The sequence below is a fragment of the Pseudomonas sp. SD17-1 genome (assembly GCF_029201585.1).
Classification (GTDB): domain Bacteria; phylum Pseudomonadota; class Gammaproteobacteria; order Pseudomonadales; family Pseudomonadaceae; genus Aquipseudomonas; species Aquipseudomonas palmensis.
Map to the genome: position 1 here is coordinate 2,577,415 of NZ_CP104044.1, position 15,858 is coordinate 2,593,272.

Consider the following 15,858-nt stretch of genomic DNA (forward strand, 5'->3'; position numbering starts at 1 on the left):
TCTCAACCCTGGGCGAAGCTGCGCAGCGTTTCACCTTCCATGCGATAACGCACCCACTCGTCCTGCGGCTGCGCGCCGATGGACTTGTAGAACTGGATGGCCGGTTCGTTCCAGTCCAGCACGCTCCACTCCAGGCGCCCGCAGCCCTTGGCGCAGGCCTCTTGCGCCAGGTGGCGCAGCAACGCCTTGCCCGCACCCGTGCCGCGGGCCTGGGGCGTGACGTACAGGTCTTCGAGGTAGATGCCCTGGGTGCCGAGCCAGGTCGAATAACTGAGGAAGTAAACCGCAAAGCCGATGGCCTGGCTGTCACGCTCGCAGATCAGCGCCTGGGTGCTGCTGCCTTCGCCGAACAGCGTGCGCTCGATATCGGCGACCGTGGCGATCACCTCGTGGCGGGCACGCTCGTACTCGGCAAGCTCGGTGATGAAGGTGAGGATCTGGCTGGCGTCTTCGACGCGCGCGGGGCGGATATGTACGGGCATGGCGGGGCTTCTGTTCCGGAAATCGAGGAGGGTTATCCTAAGGCAATTGCCCCTCGAGGGCACGGGAAGCCTGGAGGGTAGTGAAGGCTCGCCAAGTGTAGTGCCACAATTGCCCCCAACTGTATCGCAGCGCTGCGCACCGACTTGGTTAGTGTCACTTCACAACAACACACCGCCGGACACCCGCCATGCTCACCTCGCTCAACCTGCTGATGGCCTTCGTGCTGTTCGCCTTCGTCTCCTCAATCACCCCCGGCCCCAACAACACCATGTTGCTGGCCTCCGGCGTGAACTTCGGTGTGCGTCGCACCATTCCCCACGCGCTGGGCATCAGTATCGGCTTCATGGTGCTGGTACTGGCGGTGGGCCTTGGCCTGGGCGAGGTGTTCAAGGCCTATCCGCTGGCCTACGGCGTGCTGCGCTACGTGGGCGCCAGCTACCTGCTGTACCTGGCCTGGAAGATCGCCAATTCAGGCCCGCTGACCAGCGCCGAGCCCGGCACGCGCAAGCCCCTGGGTTTCTGGGGCGCGGCAGCCTTCCAGTGGGTCAACCCCAAGGCCTGGGTCATGGCCGTGGGCGCCATCACCACCTATGCACCCAGCCAGGGCTACCTGACCAACGTGATCGTGATCGCCGCGGTGTTCGCCGTGGTCAACCTGCCCAGCGTGTGCGTGTGGGTGATGTTCGGCAGCGCGCTGCGCACCGTGCTGCAGGACCCACGCTGGCTCAAGCTGTTCAATTGGCTGATGGCCGCACTGCTGGTGCTATCGCTGTATCCACTGCTGTTTGTAGAATCCGGTTTTGTGTAACCCCCACAGCGAGTCCCGATGGAACTGATCCCCTGGTCGCATGACTGCGCCGAACATTTCACCCTGCGCGGCTGGCGCTCACCCGCCAGCGGCAAGCCGCTGCTGCATTTCATCCACGGCACCGGGTTCTGCTGCCTGGCCTACCAGCCGTTGCTGGAGCGCCTGGCCGAGCATTTCGACCTGTGGCTGTGCGATGTGCAGGGCCATGGCGACAGCGATCATGGCGGCGCCTTCGTGGGCTGGAACCGCAGCGCCGCGCTGGCGATCGAGGCCTTCCAGGCAGGCCGTGGCGAATACGGGCAGGTGGCGTGCTTTGCCATCGGCCACAGTTTCGGCGGGGTGCTGACCGGCTTGATGCTGGCGCTGGAACCGGGCCTGTTTCAGCGGGCGGTATTGCTTGACCCTGTGGTGTTCAGCCGCTCGATGCTGGGGGTGATGAGCGTGGCCACGCTGTTCGGCATGCACCGTCGCCACGGCCTGGCACGCAAGGCCGCCACCCGGCGCAGCCACTGGCCCGACCGCGAGGCGGCCTACGCCGCGCTGCACGGGCGCGGCATTTTCAAGGGCTGGCACGACGAGGCGCTGCAGGCCTATGTGGACCACGCCATCGGCGACTGCGGCGAAGGGGTAGTGCTCAAGTGCCGGCCTGCGCGCGAAGTGGACGTGTTCAGTTCGTTCCCGCGCGGGCTGTGGGCTGCCCTGGCCCAGGTGCAGACACCCGCACGGGTGCTGCATGGCATCACCACCTATCCCTTCGTACCCGTGTCGCTGGCGCGCTGGGCCCGTCTGAACCCAAGGGTCGAGCTGCGCGAGGTGCCCGGCGGGCACTGCTTCATGCAGGAAGATCCGCAGGCCTGTGCGCACGAGGTGCAAACCTACCTGCTGGGCTGATGGCAGGTTGTCCATTTCGCGACGAATACTGGCCTGTACGCTAGCGAACGCCAACCGCTGACCCCCTTAGAGTGCATCCTTGAACAACAACAGGGAGCACGAACATGAACCAGGCGGTCAGCCCCGAACCACCGGTTACCCAAGCCACCGAGCGCGTGCGCGTGATGACGCTGCGCCGCGCCCTGGGCGCAGCCGGCACGCTGGCGGTACTAGGGGTTGCCTTGTATGTGTGGCACAGCGGGCGCTTCAACGAACAGACCGACGATGCCTACGTGCGCGCCGACTGGGCGCCGATCAGTGCGCGGGTGGGCGGCTATGTGGCCCAGGTCAGCGTGGCCGACAATGCCGTGGTCAAGGCCGGCGACCTGCTGGTGCAGCTGGACGACCGCGACTATCGCCAGCAGGTGCGCCAGGCCCGTGCGGCGCTGGCCGCCAGTACCGCTTCGGTGCAGGCGCAGCAGGCCGTGCTGGTGACCCTGGCGGCGCAGCTGGAGGGGCAAGGGCAGGCGATTGCCCGTGCCGCCGCCGAGCGCGAGGCGGGCGGTGCCGAGGCGCGGCGCGCCGAACTCGACTGGCAGCGTTACCGCCAGTTGATCGGCATGAACGCGGTGAGTGCCCAGCGTGCCGAACGCGCCAGCACCACACGCACCCAGGCGCAGGCCACGCTCAAGGGCGCGGACGCCGGCTGGGCCATGCAGCGGGCCCGGCACCAGGTGCTGGCCAGCCAGCAGCGCGAGGCCCGGGCCGAACTGGTGCGCCGCGAGGCCGAGCTGGAACAGGCCGAGGCGGCCCTGGCCCTGGCCGAGAACGCCCTGGCCGACACCCAGGTACGGGCGCCCTTCGACGGCGTGGTGGGGCAGCGCAAGGTGCGTGTGCAGCAGTACGTCAGCCCCGGCCTGCCACTGCTGGCAGTGGTGCCGGTGGAGCAGGCCTACGTGGTGGCCAACTTCAAGGAAACCCAGCTCGAACACATGCGCCCGGGGCAGCGCGCGACCCTGGAGGTGGACACCTTCGGCCGGCACTGGCAGGGCACGGTCGACAGCGTCTCGCCCGGCTCGGGGGCGGTGTTCGCGCTGTTGCCGCCCGACAACGCCACCGGCAACTTCACCAAGATCGTGCAGCGCTTTGCAGTGCGTATTCACCTCGACCCGGTGGAACCCGGCACGCCGCGGCTGCTGCCGGGCATGTCGGTGATCGCCACCATCGATACGCGCACGGCGCAGGTGCGCGATGAGCACTGAAGACAAGGTATCGCTGCGCGCGTGGGTGGCGGTGATCGGTGGCTTGTTCGGCTGCTTCATGGCGGGCATGAACGTGCACGTCACCAGTGCCGCGCTGCCGGAAATCGAGGGCGCGCTGGGGGCGACGTTCGAGGAAGGCTCGTGGATCTCCACCGCCTACCTGGTGGCGGAAATCACCATGATTCCGCTCACCGCCTGGCTGGTGCAGGTGTTCTCGCTGCGCCGGGTGATGCTGGTGGGCTCGCTGGTGTTCCTGATCAGCTCGGTCAGTTGCGCGCTGGCGCCGAACCTGCAGGCGATGATCGCCATCCGCGTGATCCAGGGCGCTTCGGGGGCGGTGCTGATCCCGCTGTCGATGCAATTGATCATCACCGAGCTGCCGCCGAGCAAGATCGCCCTGGGCATGGCCTTGTTCAGCCTCTCCAACAGCGTGGCCCAGGCCGCCGGGCCGTCGATCGGCGGCTGGCTGACCGACGCCTATTCATGGCGCTGGATCTTCCTGCTGCAACTGCTGCCCGGGGTGGCGCTGCTGGCGGCGGTGGCGTGGTCGATCCCGGCGCAGGCCGGCGACCGCGCCCAGTTGCGCGGCGCCGACTGGCTGGGCATCGCGGCCATGGCGCTGGGGCTGGGCGCGCTGCAGATCGTGCTGGAGGAGGGCGGGCGCGAGGACTGGTTCGATTCGGCGTTCATCGTCACCTTCAGCGTGATTGCCGTGGTGGCGCTGGCGCTGTTCGTGCAGCGCCAGCTGTGGGGCGCGCGGCCCTTCATCAACCTGCGCCTGCTGGCCAGCTACAACTTCGGTGTGGCCAGCCTGGCCATGGCGGTGTTCGGGGCGGCGACCTTCGGGCTGGTGTTTCTGGTGCCCAACTACCTGTCCCAGGTGCAGGGCTACAACGCCCGCGAAATCGGCATCAGCCTGATCGCCTACGGCATGGTGCAGTTGCTGCTGGCACCACTGCTGCCGCGCCTGATGCGCTGGCTCAACGCCAAGGTGCTGGTGGCCAGCGGCTTCGCGATCATGGCGCTGGGCTGCTGGCTGGGGGCGCACCTGTCGGCGGACGCGGCGAAGAACGTGATCATCCCCTCCACGGTGGTGCGCGGGCTGGGCCAGCCGCTGATCATGGTGGCGCTGTCGGTGCTGGCGGTGAAGGGGCTGGACAAGGCCCAGGCCGGCTCGGCCTCGGCGCTGATCTCGATGCTGCGCAACCTGGGCGGTGCGGTGGGCACGGCGCTGCTGACGCAGCTGGTGTCGTTGCGCGAACGGTTTCACGGGCAGCGCATCAATGAGAGCCTGACGCTGTTCGATGCACCCGTGCAGCAGCGTCTGCCCGGCGGGGTGCTCGATGCACAGGCCCCGGCGCACCTGCAGGTGCTGGCGCAGCTGGACCAGACGGTGCATCAGCAGGCCTACCTGATGGCGTATTCGGATGCGTTCTATGTGTCGTGCGTGGCGTTGGCGGTGTGTGCGCTGGCGTCGCTGCTGCTGCGCCAGCATGCACGCTGACTAGTCGGCGTCGGGCTGGCCGTAGGCCGGGGTCTTGCCGAAGTAGGCACTGGGCGAGACCCCCAGGGTGCGGCGGAACATGGCGCTGAAGGCGCTGGGGCTGTCGTAGCCCAGGTCCAGCGCCACGTTCAGGATCGAGTGCCCGGCGGCCAGCGCGTCGAGGCTGGCCAGCAGGCGCAGGCGGCGCAGCCACTGGATGAAGCTCAGGCCGGTTTCGCGCTGGAAGGCGCGGGTCAGGGTGCGTGCGTTGAGGCCGCTGTGGGCGGCGGCGCGCTGCAGGCTCCAGGGGCTGGCCGGGTCGTCGCGCAGGGCCTGGCACAGCGCGGCCAGTTGCGGGTCGACCGGCAGCGGCACGTACAGGGCCAGAATCGGCAGCACGCGGATCTCGTCCAGAATCAACTGCATCACCCGCTCGTCACGCCCGCCGGGCGGGTAGTCGGCGGGGATGAGCATGGCGCTGATGATCAGTTGACGCAGCAACGGCGGGATGTCCACCACGCGGCAGGTCAGCGGCAGGTCGGGGCGCGCGTCGGAGGCGACGAACAGGGTGCGCATGCGGACCTGGCCGGCCATCTTCAGGTCGTGTTCGACGGCGGCGGGCACCCATACGCCGCGCCCTGGCGGAACCACCCAGCAGCCCTGGCTGGAGTTGACCGTGATCACCCCGCTCAGGGCATGGATCAGCTGGGCGCGGTTGTGGCAGTGCGGGGCGATGCGCTCGCCGTGGGGGTAGTTTTCTGCCAGGGGGACAATCGGCTGCATGGCGGTGCGTTGGGATTGAGGGTGGGGGGGGCAGTATGCCTGATGATCGGTGGGTGCAGGTTCAGCGAATGCTGTGCATTCGATCGCGGGTCAAGCCCGCTCCCACAGGTACAGCGCCTATTCAAAGAGTGCCGCAATCCCCGTGGGAGCGGGCTTGACCCGCGATCTGGCGCATAGCGCCAGCAAACCCTGGCACATCAATCGATCCCGCTCTGGGCAAACTCCTGGGCCAGAAAATCCAGCAGGTGCCGCACCGAAGGCAGCAGCCCGCGCCGTGAGGCAAACACCGCGTGCACCAGCCCGCATTGCGGTGCCCAGTGCGGGGTGGGCTGCACCAGCTCGCCACGGGCCAGCTCGTCGCGGATCACCACCAGTGGCAGGTGCACCACCCCCACGCCCGCCAGCGCCGCCTGGCGCAATACCACCAGGTCGTCGGTCACCAGCCGCGGCGTGTGCCGCAAGCTGGCCGTGGCGCCGTCCGGGCCATTGAGCTGCCATTGATAATCGCGCTGCGGGTTGCCCCAGTGCAGGCTCGGCAAGGCGGCCAGGTCGGCGGGCACGATGGGCCTGGGCAACGACGCCAGCAAGCCGGGCGCGGCCACCAGCAACTGCGTGCTGTTGGCCAGCACCTTCATCACCAGGTCGCTGCTCTCCAGCGGCGGCACCCGCACCCGCAGCGCAATGTCGATGCCTTCCTGGATCAGGTCCACATGGCGGTTGGTGCTCTCGATATGCAGCTGCACCAGCGGGCACTGCACCATGAAGCGCGACAGCATCGGCCCCACCCAGAAATCCAGCAGCGCCGTGGGGCAGCTCAGGCGCACGATGCCCTGGGGCTCGGCACGGTGGCGCTCGATCAGCTCGGCCGCACCCTCGGCCTCCACCAGCATGGCCACGCAATGGCGGTGGTAGGCCTGCCCGATGTCGGTTACCGAAAAATGCCGGGTGGAACGCTGGATCAGGCGCACCCCGAGGCGCTCCTCGAGCCCGGCCACCCGCCGGCTGAGTTTGGACTTGGGCATGTCCAGGGCACGGCCGGCGGCGGCAAAGCCACCGTGCTCGACCACCTGGGCGAAGTAGTACAGGTCGTTGAGGTCTTCCACCACTGTTCTCCAAATGGAACGCTGAGGGCACTTTACGCTATCTACCGCCTTCAGCGTTGCGCCCTTATCGTTGGCTTCATGCACGAGAGGAGGTAGCTCATGAAAAAGATCCAAGGCGTCTACAGCAGCCCGCACCCGCATTGGGTGGGTGACGGCTTCCCGGTACGCAGCCTGTTCACCTACGACAACCTGGCCCAGCACATCAGCCCGTTCCTGCTGCTCGACTACGCCGGGCCCCATGCCTTCACCCCCACCAGCGCCCGTCGCGGCGTCGGCCAGCACCCGCACCGCGGTTTCGAAACGGTGACCATCGTCTACCAGGGCGAACTGGAGCACCGCGACTCCACCGGTGCCGGCGGCCTGATCGGCCCGGGCGATGTGCAGTGGATGACGGCCGCGGGCGGCATCCTGCATGAAGAGTTCCATGCGCCGTCGTTCGCCCGCAGTGGCGGCACCCTGGAGATGGTGCAGTTGTGGGTCAACCTGCCGGCCCGGCACAAGTCTGCCCCTGCCGGCTACCAGACCCTACTGGCCGCCGACATCCCCAGCGTGGCGCTGCCCGGCGGTGCCGGCAGCCTGCGGGTGATTGCCGGTGACTACCACGGCCATCGCGGCCCGGCGCGCACCTTCACGCCGATGCAGGTGTGGGACATGCAGCTCAAGCCCGGCAAGCCCGTGCGGTTGCCTGCCCAGGCCGGTCACAGCAGCGCCCTGGTGGTGCTGCGCGGCCAGGTCACGGTCAATGGCGAGCGTTCGGTGGGCCCGGCACAACTGGTGCTGCTGGAGCGTGCCGGCGACGAAGTGCTGCTGCAGGCCGACAGCGAGGCGGCGGTGCTGTGGCTCAGCGGCGAGCCGCTGGATGAACCCATCGTCGGCTACGGCCCGTTCGTGATGAACAGCGATGCCGAGATCGAGGCGGCGTTCGCCGATTTTCGCGCCGGGCGCTTCGGCCAGATGACCAATGGCGGCGGCACTGTCACACGCGCCGACTAGGGTCTGTATGCAACTGACGTTTGTCCCAACTCCGGCGCCACGGCGCCGGACCACCCCTGCAAGGAGTATGACCATGAGTGTTCCCTACACCCGTCTGGACAAGAACAACGCCGCCGTGCTGCTGGTCGACCATCAGGCCGGGCTGCTCTCGCTGGTGCGTGACATCGAGCCGGACAAGTTCAAGAACAACGTGCTGGCGCTGGCCGACCTGGCCGAGTACTTCAAGTTGCCCACCATCCTCACCACCAGCTTCGAAAGCGGCCCCAACGGCCCGCTGGTGCCCGAGCTCAAGGCGCAGTTCCCTGACGCGCCGTACATCGCGCGCCCCGGCCAGATCAACGCCTGGGACAACGAGGACTTCGTCAAGGCGGTCAAGGCCACCGGCAAGAAGCAGCTGATCATCGCCGGTGTGGTTACCGAGGTGTGCGTGGCGTTCCCGGCGCTGTCGGCGATTGCCGAAGGCTTCGAGGTGTTCGTGATCACCGACGCCTCCGGCACCTTCAACCCGATCACCCGCGACGCGGCCTGGGACCGCATGTCGTCGGCCGGTGCGCAACTGATGACCTGGTTCGGCGCAGCCTGCGAACTGCACCGCGACTGGCGCAACGATGTCGAGGGGCTGGGCGCGCTGTTCTCCAACCACATCCCCGACTACCGCAACCTGATCACCAGCTACAACACCCTCACCGGCGCCAACCAGTAGCCCGCCTCACTGCGCGTCGCCGCGCCTGCCCCCGGTTTCATCGGCGGGCAGGTCGGTGGCGCGGTCTTCGCCGATCTCCCGGTACTCCTTGAGCAACTGCTTGAGCTGGCTGTTGTCCAGCTGGTCGAGGTTCATCAGCGCGTTGTGCGCCGCCTTGGTCGAGCGCAGCAGTTCGTCGAGCTTGATGTGCAGCACGTCGTTGTCGCGGTTCTGGGTGTTCTGGATGACGAACACCATCAGGAAGGTGACGATGGTGGTCGAGGTGTTGATGATCAGCTGCCAGGTGTCGTTGTAGTCGAACCACGGCCCGGTGACGGCCCAGACCACGATCAGTACCAGTGCGATGAGGAAGGTGCGCGAGCGACCGGCCTGTTTGGCCAGGCCCTGGGCGAAGCGTTCGAATTTCATGGCAGACTCTTGTGTGGGGATCTACTGGGTAGACCCTGCGGCGTTGCCGAAATTCTTTGTAACATCAGGGGAAGACGACATGGGGCAGGACCACGGGGCACCGACGCACCTGGTGCGGGTGATACCCACCGATTACGGCCAGTTCGTGCTGGAGCTGAACAATGGCGAGCACCGCTTGCTCAAGGGCCTGGTGCTGACCCGCGAGCTGGGCTGGAGCGAGCTTGCCAACCCACGCAAGGCGCGCCAGCGAACCTTCAGTGCCACCCAGCTCGGTTGGCCGGGTGGGCGTACGCTGGGGCTCGACTACCTGCTCGCGCAGGCACAGCCGATGAACGAGCGCGAGCTGGGCTGGCAGTCGGTGGACTTCTCCCAGTGCAACCGCGCGCCCACCCCGGAGCACGACACCCACCACGTGTACTACGTGAGCCTCAAGCCCTTCGACCCGCAGCCATTCGGCCTGGGCGAGTCGATTCACGGCGGCCATGGCGAGCGGGGCGGCATGTTTTCCTTCGACCTGGCCGGGCTTGTGGCGTGGCCCAACTGGCGCGAACACTTCGAGCTGGCCGGCTGTGGCTGGGCCATTGCCCTGGTCGACGGCAACACCACGGATGCGCAGGCATTGCTGGACGTACTGATAGACGCCTGGTGCCAGCGTGAGGCCTGAGCTCAGCCCCGGGGCATCAGGCCCAGGCCATTGAGCAGCAGCGCCGCGACGAACAGGCTGACCCCGAACGCCGTGTGCGCCGCCAGGCTGCGCAGGCGTGCCACCTTGGGGTTGGGGGTGCGACGGGCCAGTACGCCAGCGCCCATGCCCGGCTGCAGAATGAAGAACGGCGCCACCAGTGTGCCGATACCGATCGCCAGCGCCGGCAGCAGGGTAGGGCTGTGGGCCCAGCCGATGCCGAAGATCGCCAGCAGCAGCCCGGCGTACAGCACCCCGATCACATAGTGCGTCGCCCAGCCCAGCAGGGCTTCGCCCGGAACGGGCGGCGCCTTGGCGATGCTGTCATGAATGAACTGACCATGGCGCAGGTGCGCCACCCAGCGCCCGACCATCGGCCAGCTGGGCGTGGGCACCTTCAGCAGCCGCTTCTGTGTTTCGGCCCACAGGTCGGCCAGCGCCGTGCCCAGCAGCCCGATCAGGCTGGCACTGGCGATGAAGTGAAGCAGAGGGGACATGGCGTTGCTCCTGAATAAAACATTCAATGAATTGATTGAATGATTGGCGAATGATAGCTTCCTGTCAATGACCGACCTTCCTCAGCAACACTTCATCGATATCGCCGAGCTGGCCCGCACCCTGGGCCATGCGCATCGGCTGCACCTGCTCGAACACATCGCCCAGGGCGAGCGTGCGGTCGAGCGCCTGGCCGAACTGTGCGGGTTGTCCGTGGCCAACACCTCCCAGCACCTGCAGCACCTGCGACGCGCGGGCGTGGTACAGACCCGCCGCGACGGCAAGCGCGTGCTGTACCGCCTGGGTGGTGGGCCGATCCTGGAGGTGCTGGCGGCACTGGGGCAGTTCGCCGAGCACAACCGCCTGGCGGTGCGCGAGCTGCTGGCCGACAGCATGAGTGCGCAGGAGCGCCTGGAGGCGATGTCGCGCGACGAACTGGTGCAGCGCCTGCACGAGCAGAGCATCACCTTGCTGGATGTGCGCTCCCACGAGGAATACGCCCTGGGGCACTTGCCGGGGGCGATCAGCATGCCACTGGACGAGCTGCAGCAGCGCCTGGCCGAACTGCCGCAGGACCAGGAGATCGTTGCCTACTGCCGTGGCCCCTGGTGCGTGCTGTCGAGTACCGCCACCGCGGCCTTGCGCGAGCACGGCTTCAAGGTGCGCCGGCTCGACAGCGGCCTGCCGGACTGGCAGGCGGCAGGGCTGCCGGTGGAGGCCTGAGCCTCTGCGGCGGCCCCTGGCGCTTTCGCGCGCGGGCCTGGCAGCGTTACCATCGACGGTCTGACTTTCCATAAAAACAATCAGGAAGCCTATGAACGCCCAAGCCTTACCCCTGCAAGACCTCGCCGCGCCAGAGGGCGTGTGCTACGGCTGCGGTACCTCGCACCCCAGCGGCCTGCACCTGAAAAGCCACTGGGCCGAGGACGGCAGCCACGTGCTGTGCCGGCACGAACCCGATGCCACCTTCACCGGCTGGCCGGGGCTGGTGTACGGCGGGTTGCTGGCGATGCTGGTGGACTGCCATTCGAACTGGACCGCCATGGCCTGGCACTACCGCGCCGAAGACCGCGAGCCGGGCAGCCTGCCGCGCATCGACTGCGTCACCGGCAAGCTTTCGCTGACCTACCTCAAGCCCACCCCGATGGGCGTGGAGCTGGTGCTCAAGGCGTGGGTCGAGGGTGAGGTGGGGCGCAAGAGCCGGGTCATCTGCGAAGTCTGGGCCGGCGACGTGCTCACCGTGACGGCCGACTCGGTGTTCGTGCGCGTCGACACCGAACGCCTCAAGCAACAGGCCCACGCGACCGTGTAACCCCGGGGGCGATGGCCTTGGACATGTCCCTGGCCGTCGCCCCAGCCAACTCAGAACGGCATCGCCAGCGTCACCTGGCTGTACAGGTTGGTGCCATTGCCGCCCACCTGATTGCCCCCCGTGTTCTCGTCCTTTTTCGGCTGGTACAGCCCCACCAGCGGGCTGACGATCAGGTGCGGGCTGACTGCCCATTCCACGTACAGGTCCAGCTCGCGGGCACCGAGGTTCAGCGCGTTGCGTGTGTGCAGGGTATCGAAGTCGAAATACAGCGCGCCCAGGGTCAGGTTCTCCAGTGGCTTGGCCACCAGGCCCAGGTGATGCACCCCGGTATTGCTGTTGAACGGCCCCGCGTAGTTGGCCGCCACCTCTCCCTGGAACCAGGTGCCGTAGCCGGTGCTCAGCCCGGTGAACAAGGCATCCCAGCCTTCGGAATAGCGGGTGTAGCGGTAGGTCAGGCTGGGTGCCCAGGGCAGCTCGGCGAAGGTGTAGCCGGCCTCGGCGTACCAGGCCTTTTCCGGGCCGGCCTGCTTGTCCTGCCAGGCGTATTCGAAGGCGAAGCTGGCGTTGTCGATACCGGCGTTGCCTTCGCCGCGCAGGCTGTAGGTGTCCATGCCGTCGCGTTGGCGCTGGAATTCGCTGGCCCATTGCTCGGTGACGCCCAGGCCGTGAATCCAGGTCAGCCCCAGGGTGCCGGCCGCGGTGGTGTAGTCCAGGGAGCCGGCGGCCAGTTCGGTCTCGGCCTGGGCGCGGTTGTCGGACTTGAGCCACAGCACGCTGGCGTGCACGCCACGCTCGCCGCCCAGGCGCAGCACGGCGGTGCGGTCGAAGGCGTGGCGCGCCGCCAGGTAATAGGCGCCGCCACGGTTCAGCGCGCCGTCGGCGGGGCCCTTGCCGAGGTTGGGGCCGTCGTCGTTGATCAGAAAGCCGCGGCCCAGCTTGACCACCTGACGGCCGAACGAGGCATCCACGCCATCCTTGCCCAGCAACGGGAACAGTTCGCCGGAGCGCCAGCCGAGGTAGGCGTCCTCCAGCTTGGTGGTGCGCTCGGTGCCGTCGGTGTTGCCGGCTGCGTCGCCATCGCCCCAGGTGGCGGAACTGACCCAGCTGAGTGCGCCGTAGGCACTGCCGTTGCCGGCCAGGCGCTGGTCGCCGCTGATTCCATACTTGATGAAGCCCTCGCGCCAGGTCGAGCCGCCGGGCGTGGCGTCGTAGTTCTTGCGGCTGTTGAACAGGCCGTACACCGCCAGGATGTCGGCATTCAGGTGGGACTCGTCATCGGCGTGGAGCTCGATGGCCTGGGCTGATGGCTGGGCCAGCAGCGCAGCCAGGCTGAGGGCGGCAAGCAGGTGAGGGTGCAGGTTCATGGTGGTGGGGTCCCCGGGTTGGCGTGAGTGGTGGCCATTTAGGGCGGGGACGGTGGGGGCTGTCTTTGATCTGGCTGCCACATGGATTGATTGTGTGCGCCAGGCGGGTAGGTGCCGGGGTGCTTGCCAGAAGCAGGTTGCTTGGGGCTGTGAGGTCGGCTTCTGCCCGCAGGGTGTGTCAGGCAAACCGGGTGCGCAGGTTTTGCTGCCGCTACGCGCCAGATCGCGGGGCAAGCCCGCTCCCACGGCCTTGCGGCCAGAAGCAGGTTGTTTGGGGCTGTGAGGTCGGCTTCTGCCCGCAGGGCGTGGGAGTTGGCTTGGCCGACGATCGAGCGCGAAGCGGTCGTAAAACCTGAGTGCAGGGTGTGTCAGGCAAACCGGGTGCGCTGGTTTTGCTGCCGCTATGCGCCAGATCGCGGGGCAAGCCCGCTCCCACGGCCTTGCGGCCAGAAGCAGATTGTTTGGGGCTGTGAGGTCGGCTTCTGCCCGCAGGGTGTGTCAGGCAAACCGTGCGCGCTGGTTTTGCTGCCGCTTTGCGCCAGATCGCGGGGCAAGCCCGCTCCCACGGCCTTGCGGCCAGAAGCAGGTTGTTAGGGGCTGTGAGGTCGGCTTCTGCCCGCAGGGCATGGGAGTTGGCTTGGCCGACGATCGAGCGCGAAGCGGTCGTAAAACCTGAGTGCAGGGTGTGTCAGGCAAATCGGGTGCGCTGGTTTTGCTGCCGCTTTGCGCCAGATCGCGGGGCAAGCCCGCTCCCACGGCCTTGCGGCCAGAAGCAGGTTGTTTGGGGCTGTGAGGTTGGCTTCTGCCCGCAGGGCGTGGGAGTTGGCTTGGCCGACGATCGAGCGCGAAGCGGTCGTAAAACCTGAGTGCAGGGTGTGTCAGGCAAACCGGCTACGGCCAGAAGTGCGCTGGCAGCCTGCAACAAAACCCCAGGCAGCCACGGGCAAGACGCCAGTCAACCGCCAGCGCACAGTGGCGCATAACCACAACAACGGCATTCGAGGTCGCTCATCATGTCGCTCAACCACACCCTCAGCGTGCACCTGAACCGTGGCACGGTCGGGTTCCCCACCGCGCTGGCCAGCACCATCGGCCTGATCATGGCCAGCCCGGTGATCCTCACCGCCACCACCGGTTTCGGCATCGGCGGCGGTGCGTTCGCCGTGGCCATGCTGATCGCCATGCTGATGATGCTCGCCCAGTCGACCACCTTCGCCGAAGCCGCCGCCATCCTGCCCACCACCGGCTCGGTGTACGACTACATCAACTGCGGCATGGGGCGCTTCTTCGCCATCACCGGCACGCTGTCGGCCTACCTGATCGTGCACGTGTTCGCCGGCACCGCCGAAACCATCCTGGCCGGGGTGATGGCGCTGGTGAACTTCGAACACCTCAACACCCTGGCCGAATCCGCCGGTGGCTCGTGGCTGCTGGGGGTGGGCTTCGTGGTGGTGTTCGGCATCCTCAATGCGTTCGGCATCAGTGTGTTCAGCAAGGCCGAGATCATCCTCACCTTCGGCATGTGGACCACGCTGATGGTGTTCGGCGTGCTCGGCCTGATCGCCGCCCCGGCGGTGCAACTGGACGGCTGGTTCGGCGCGTCGCTGGTAGGCACCGACCTGATCACCGTGCTGTCGCTGGTGGGCATGGCGATGTTCATGTTCGTCGGCTGCGAGTTCGTCACCCCGCTGGCACCCGACCTGCGCCAGTCGGCGCGCACCCTGCCCAGGGCCATGGCGCTGGGGCTGTTCGGCGTGGCCTCGTGCATGTTCATCTATGGCGCGGCGATGAAGCGCCAGGTCGACAACGTGCTGCTCGACGCCGCCAGCGGCACGCACCTGCTGGACACGCCCATGGCCATTCCGCATTTTGCCCAACAGGTGATGGGCGATATCGGCCCGTTGTGGCTGGGCATCGGCTTTCTGTTCGCCGGCGCCGCCACCATCAACACCCTGATGGCCGGGGTGCCGCGCATCCTCTATGGCATGGCGGTGGATGGCGCATTGCCCCGGGTGTTCACCTACCTGCACCCACGCTTCAAGACCCCCATCGTGTGCATTCTGGTGGCGATGCTGATCCCGTGCCTGCACGCCTGGTGGCTGGGCGGCAACACCGACACCATCCTGCACCTGGTACTGGCGGCGGTGTGTGCCTGGAGCACCGCCTACCTGCTGGTGACGCTGTCGGTGGTGATCCTGCGCATTCGCCGGCCCGACCTGCCACGGGCCTACCGCTCGCCGCTGTTCCCGCTGCCGCAATTGCTGTCGAGCGTCGGCATCGGCCTGGGCATGTGGTTCATCACCCCGCCGGGCATGAACCCGGCCCAGGTGTACGTGCCATTCGCCTGGATGCTCGGCGCCACGGCGGTGTACGCGCTGTTCTGGACCCTGGTGGTGCAGAAGGTCAACCCGTTCAAGCCGGCCTCGGTCGAAGAGGTGCTGGCGCGCGAATTTGCCCACCAACCGGGAGTCGAGCATGGCGCATACCCTGCCCACACTGTGGCAAAGGCTGTTTGACCGCGCGCCCTCTGGCTACCGCCCCGGGGTGACGCTGGCGCACCTGCAGCGCAACCTCGGCCTGGCCGGTTGCGAGGTGCTGGGGCCGGGCAGTGCACGCTACGCCCTGGCCGATGGCAGCCTGGCGTTCGAGGTGCGCGAGCGCACCGAGTCGCAGTTGCTGATGCACCTGGTGCTGTGCGAGTTCCGCCTGCAGGTGCCCGGCCCGCAACAGGGCACGGCGCGGCTGGCGTTGCAGCATACCGGTGCACTGCGGCGCAGCGGCCTGCGCTGGCGCCGGCTGCGTGGCGAGCGGTCCTGGCAGGCGCGGCTGGAGCAGGCCCTGGCCCACGAGCCGGCCCTGCAACAGGCGCTGATGCCGCTGGATTTCAAGCGCCTGCACCTGGACCTGGCAGGCGGCTGCTGGACCCTGACCCTGGAGCACATGGGCGGCAGCGAGGTGGTCAACCGCATGCCGGCGTTTCGTCGCTACATCAGCCTGAACCCCGCACAGCGTGACCTGCTGCTGGCCGCATTGAAAGGTCTGGCGCGGCTTGTCGAAGGCCTCTGAACCCGCAGACTGGCACCAAAACTGCTTCCACCCTGGCGACGAC

General features: G+C 67.4%; 17 protein-coding genes. 11 read left to right on the forward strand and 6 right to left on the reverse strand.

Going from position 1 to position 15,858, the window contains the following annotated elements:
- Nucleotides 1-2: 2 nt before the first annotated feature.
- On the reverse strand, nucleotides 3-482 hold the full coding sequence (locus N0B28_RS11685) for a GNAT family N-acetyltransferase (RefSeq protein ID WP_275731885.1): 480 nt from the start codon (nucleotides 480-482) through the stop codon (nucleotides 3-5).
- Between the two features lie 188 nt (nucleotides 483-670).
- On the opposite strand from N0B28_RS11685, the gene N0B28_RS11690 reads away from it, so the two are divergent.
- The 4 genes from N0B28_RS11690 to N0B28_RS11705 all read left to right on the forward strand — a co-directional run bounded on the left by N0B28_RS11690 (nucleotide 671) and on the right by N0B28_RS11705 (nucleotide 4,927).
- Complete coding sequence (locus N0B28_RS11690) at nucleotides 671-1,291, forward strand: LysE family translocator (protein ID WP_088515103.1); 621 nt, start codon at nucleotides 671-673, stop codon at nucleotides 1,289-1,291.
- Between the two features lie 18 nt (nucleotides 1,292-1,309).
- On the forward strand, nucleotides 1,310-2,182 hold the full coding sequence (locus N0B28_RS11695; RefSeq protein WP_275731886.1) for an alpha/beta hydrolase: 873 nt from the start codon (nucleotides 1,310-1,312) through the stop codon (nucleotides 2,180-2,182).
- Between the two features lie 164 nt (nucleotides 2,183-2,346).
- Entirely contained in the window at nucleotides 2,347-3,423 is a 1,077-nt protein-coding gene (locus N0B28_RS11700) for an HlyD family secretion protein (protein ID WP_229590267.1), read from the forward strand.
- Nucleotides 3,413-4,927, forward strand: coding sequence for an MDR family MFS transporter (locus N0B28_RS11705; RefSeq protein ID WP_043860227.1), 1,515 nt, complete (start codon nucleotides 3,413-3,415; stop codon nucleotides 4,925-4,927). The genes N0B28_RS11700 and N0B28_RS11705 overlap by 11 nt, the downstream gene beginning before the upstream one ends.
- On the opposite strand, the gene N0B28_RS11710 is transcribed toward N0B28_RS11705, so the two are convergent.
- Nucleotides 4,928-5,689 (reverse strand): helix-turn-helix transcriptional regulator, encoded by a 762-nt coding sequence (locus tag N0B28_RS11710; RefSeq protein WP_054914418.1) that lies wholly within the window; start codon nucleotides 5,687-5,689, stop codon nucleotides 4,928-4,930.
- Nucleotides 5,690-5,886: 197 nt separating this feature from the next.
- A complete protein-coding gene (locus N0B28_RS11715; protein ID WP_173925050.1) occupies nucleotides 5,887-6,795 on the reverse strand; it encodes a LysR family transcriptional regulator in 909 nt (302 codons plus the stop codon).
- A 96-nt stretch (nucleotides 6,796-6,891) separates the two neighbouring features.
- Here N0B28_RS11715 and N0B28_RS11720 point away from each other — a divergent pair, with 96 nt between their 5' ends.
- Both N0B28_RS11720 and ycaC read left to right on the forward strand, forming a co-directional pair.
- The gene (locus N0B28_RS11720; RefSeq protein WP_088515100.1) at nucleotides 6,892-7,785 is read left to right on the forward strand and encodes a pirin family protein; all 894 of its coding nucleotides are present in this window, start codon (nucleotides 6,892-6,894) and stop codon (nucleotides 7,783-7,785) included.
- Nucleotides 7,786-7,858: 73 nt separating this feature from the next.
- Nucleotides 7,859-8,488 (forward strand): isochorismate family cysteine hydrolase YcaC, encoded by a 630-nt coding sequence (ycaC, locus tag N0B28_RS11725; RefSeq protein ID WP_043860055.1) that lies wholly within the window; start codon nucleotides 7,859-7,861, stop codon nucleotides 8,486-8,488.
- A gap of 6 nt (nucleotides 8,489-8,494) precedes the next feature.
- Here the strand turns inward: ycaC and N0B28_RS11730 are convergent, their stop codons facing one another.
- Nucleotides 8,495-8,896 (reverse strand): low affinity iron permease family protein, encoded by a 402-nt coding sequence (locus N0B28_RS11730; protein ID WP_043860056.1) that lies wholly within the window; start codon nucleotides 8,894-8,896, stop codon nucleotides 8,495-8,497.
- Between the two features lie 79 nt (nucleotides 8,897-8,975).
- On the opposite strand from N0B28_RS11730, the gene N0B28_RS11735 reads away from it, so the two are divergent.
- A complete protein-coding gene (locus tag N0B28_RS11735) occupies nucleotides 8,976-9,560 on the forward strand; it encodes a hypothetical protein (protein ID WP_100632695.1) in 585 nt (194 codons plus the stop codon).
- A gap of 2 nt (nucleotides 9,561-9,562) precedes the next feature.
- Here the strand turns inward: N0B28_RS11735 and N0B28_RS11740 are convergent, their stop codons facing one another.
- The gene (locus N0B28_RS11740) at nucleotides 9,563-10,075 is read right to left on the reverse strand and encodes a DUF2938 domain-containing protein (protein ID WP_054914421.1); all 513 of its coding nucleotides are present in this window, start codon (nucleotides 10,073-10,075) and stop codon (nucleotides 9,563-9,565) included.
- A 67-nt stretch (nucleotides 10,076-10,142) separates the two neighbouring features.
- Between N0B28_RS11740 and N0B28_RS11745 the strand changes: the two genes are divergently transcribed.
- Both N0B28_RS11745 and N0B28_RS11750 read left to right on the forward strand, forming a co-directional pair.
- Nucleotides 10,143-10,796 carry a metalloregulator ArsR/SmtB family transcription factor gene (locus N0B28_RS11745; RefSeq protein WP_043860058.1) on the forward strand — a complete coding sequence of 218 codons (654 nt, stop codon included), beginning with the start codon at nucleotides 10,143-10,145 and terminating at the stop codon, nucleotides 10,794-10,796.
- A gap of 91 nt (nucleotides 10,797-10,887) precedes the next feature.
- Nucleotides 10,888-11,385: a PaaI family thioesterase gene (locus N0B28_RS11750; protein WP_058540264.1), complete on the forward strand. Its 498-nt coding sequence runs from the start codon at nucleotides 10,888-10,890 to the stop codon at nucleotides 11,383-11,385.
- 50 nt (nucleotides 11,386-11,435) lie between these two features.
- Here the strand turns inward: N0B28_RS11750 and N0B28_RS11755 are convergent, their stop codons facing one another.
- Nucleotides 11,436-12,749, reverse strand: coding sequence for a hypothetical protein (locus N0B28_RS11755; protein WP_275731890.1), 1,314 nt, complete (start codon nucleotides 12,747-12,749; stop codon nucleotides 11,436-11,438).
- Nucleotides 12,750-13,762: 1,013 nt separating this feature from the next.
- On the opposite strand from N0B28_RS11755, the gene N0B28_RS11760 reads away from it, so the two are divergent.
- Nucleotides 13,763-15,265: an APC family permease gene (locus tag N0B28_RS11760; protein WP_043860061.1), complete on the forward strand. Its 1,503-nt coding sequence runs from the start codon at nucleotides 13,763-13,765 to the stop codon at nucleotides 15,263-15,265.
- Nucleotides 15,225-15,815 (forward strand): DUF3156 family protein, encoded by a 591-nt coding sequence (locus N0B28_RS11765; protein ID WP_275731891.1) that lies wholly within the window; start codon nucleotides 15,225-15,227, stop codon nucleotides 15,813-15,815. The genes N0B28_RS11760 and N0B28_RS11765 overlap by 41 nt, the downstream gene beginning before the upstream one ends.
- Nucleotides 15,816-15,858: the final 43 nt, after the last annotated feature.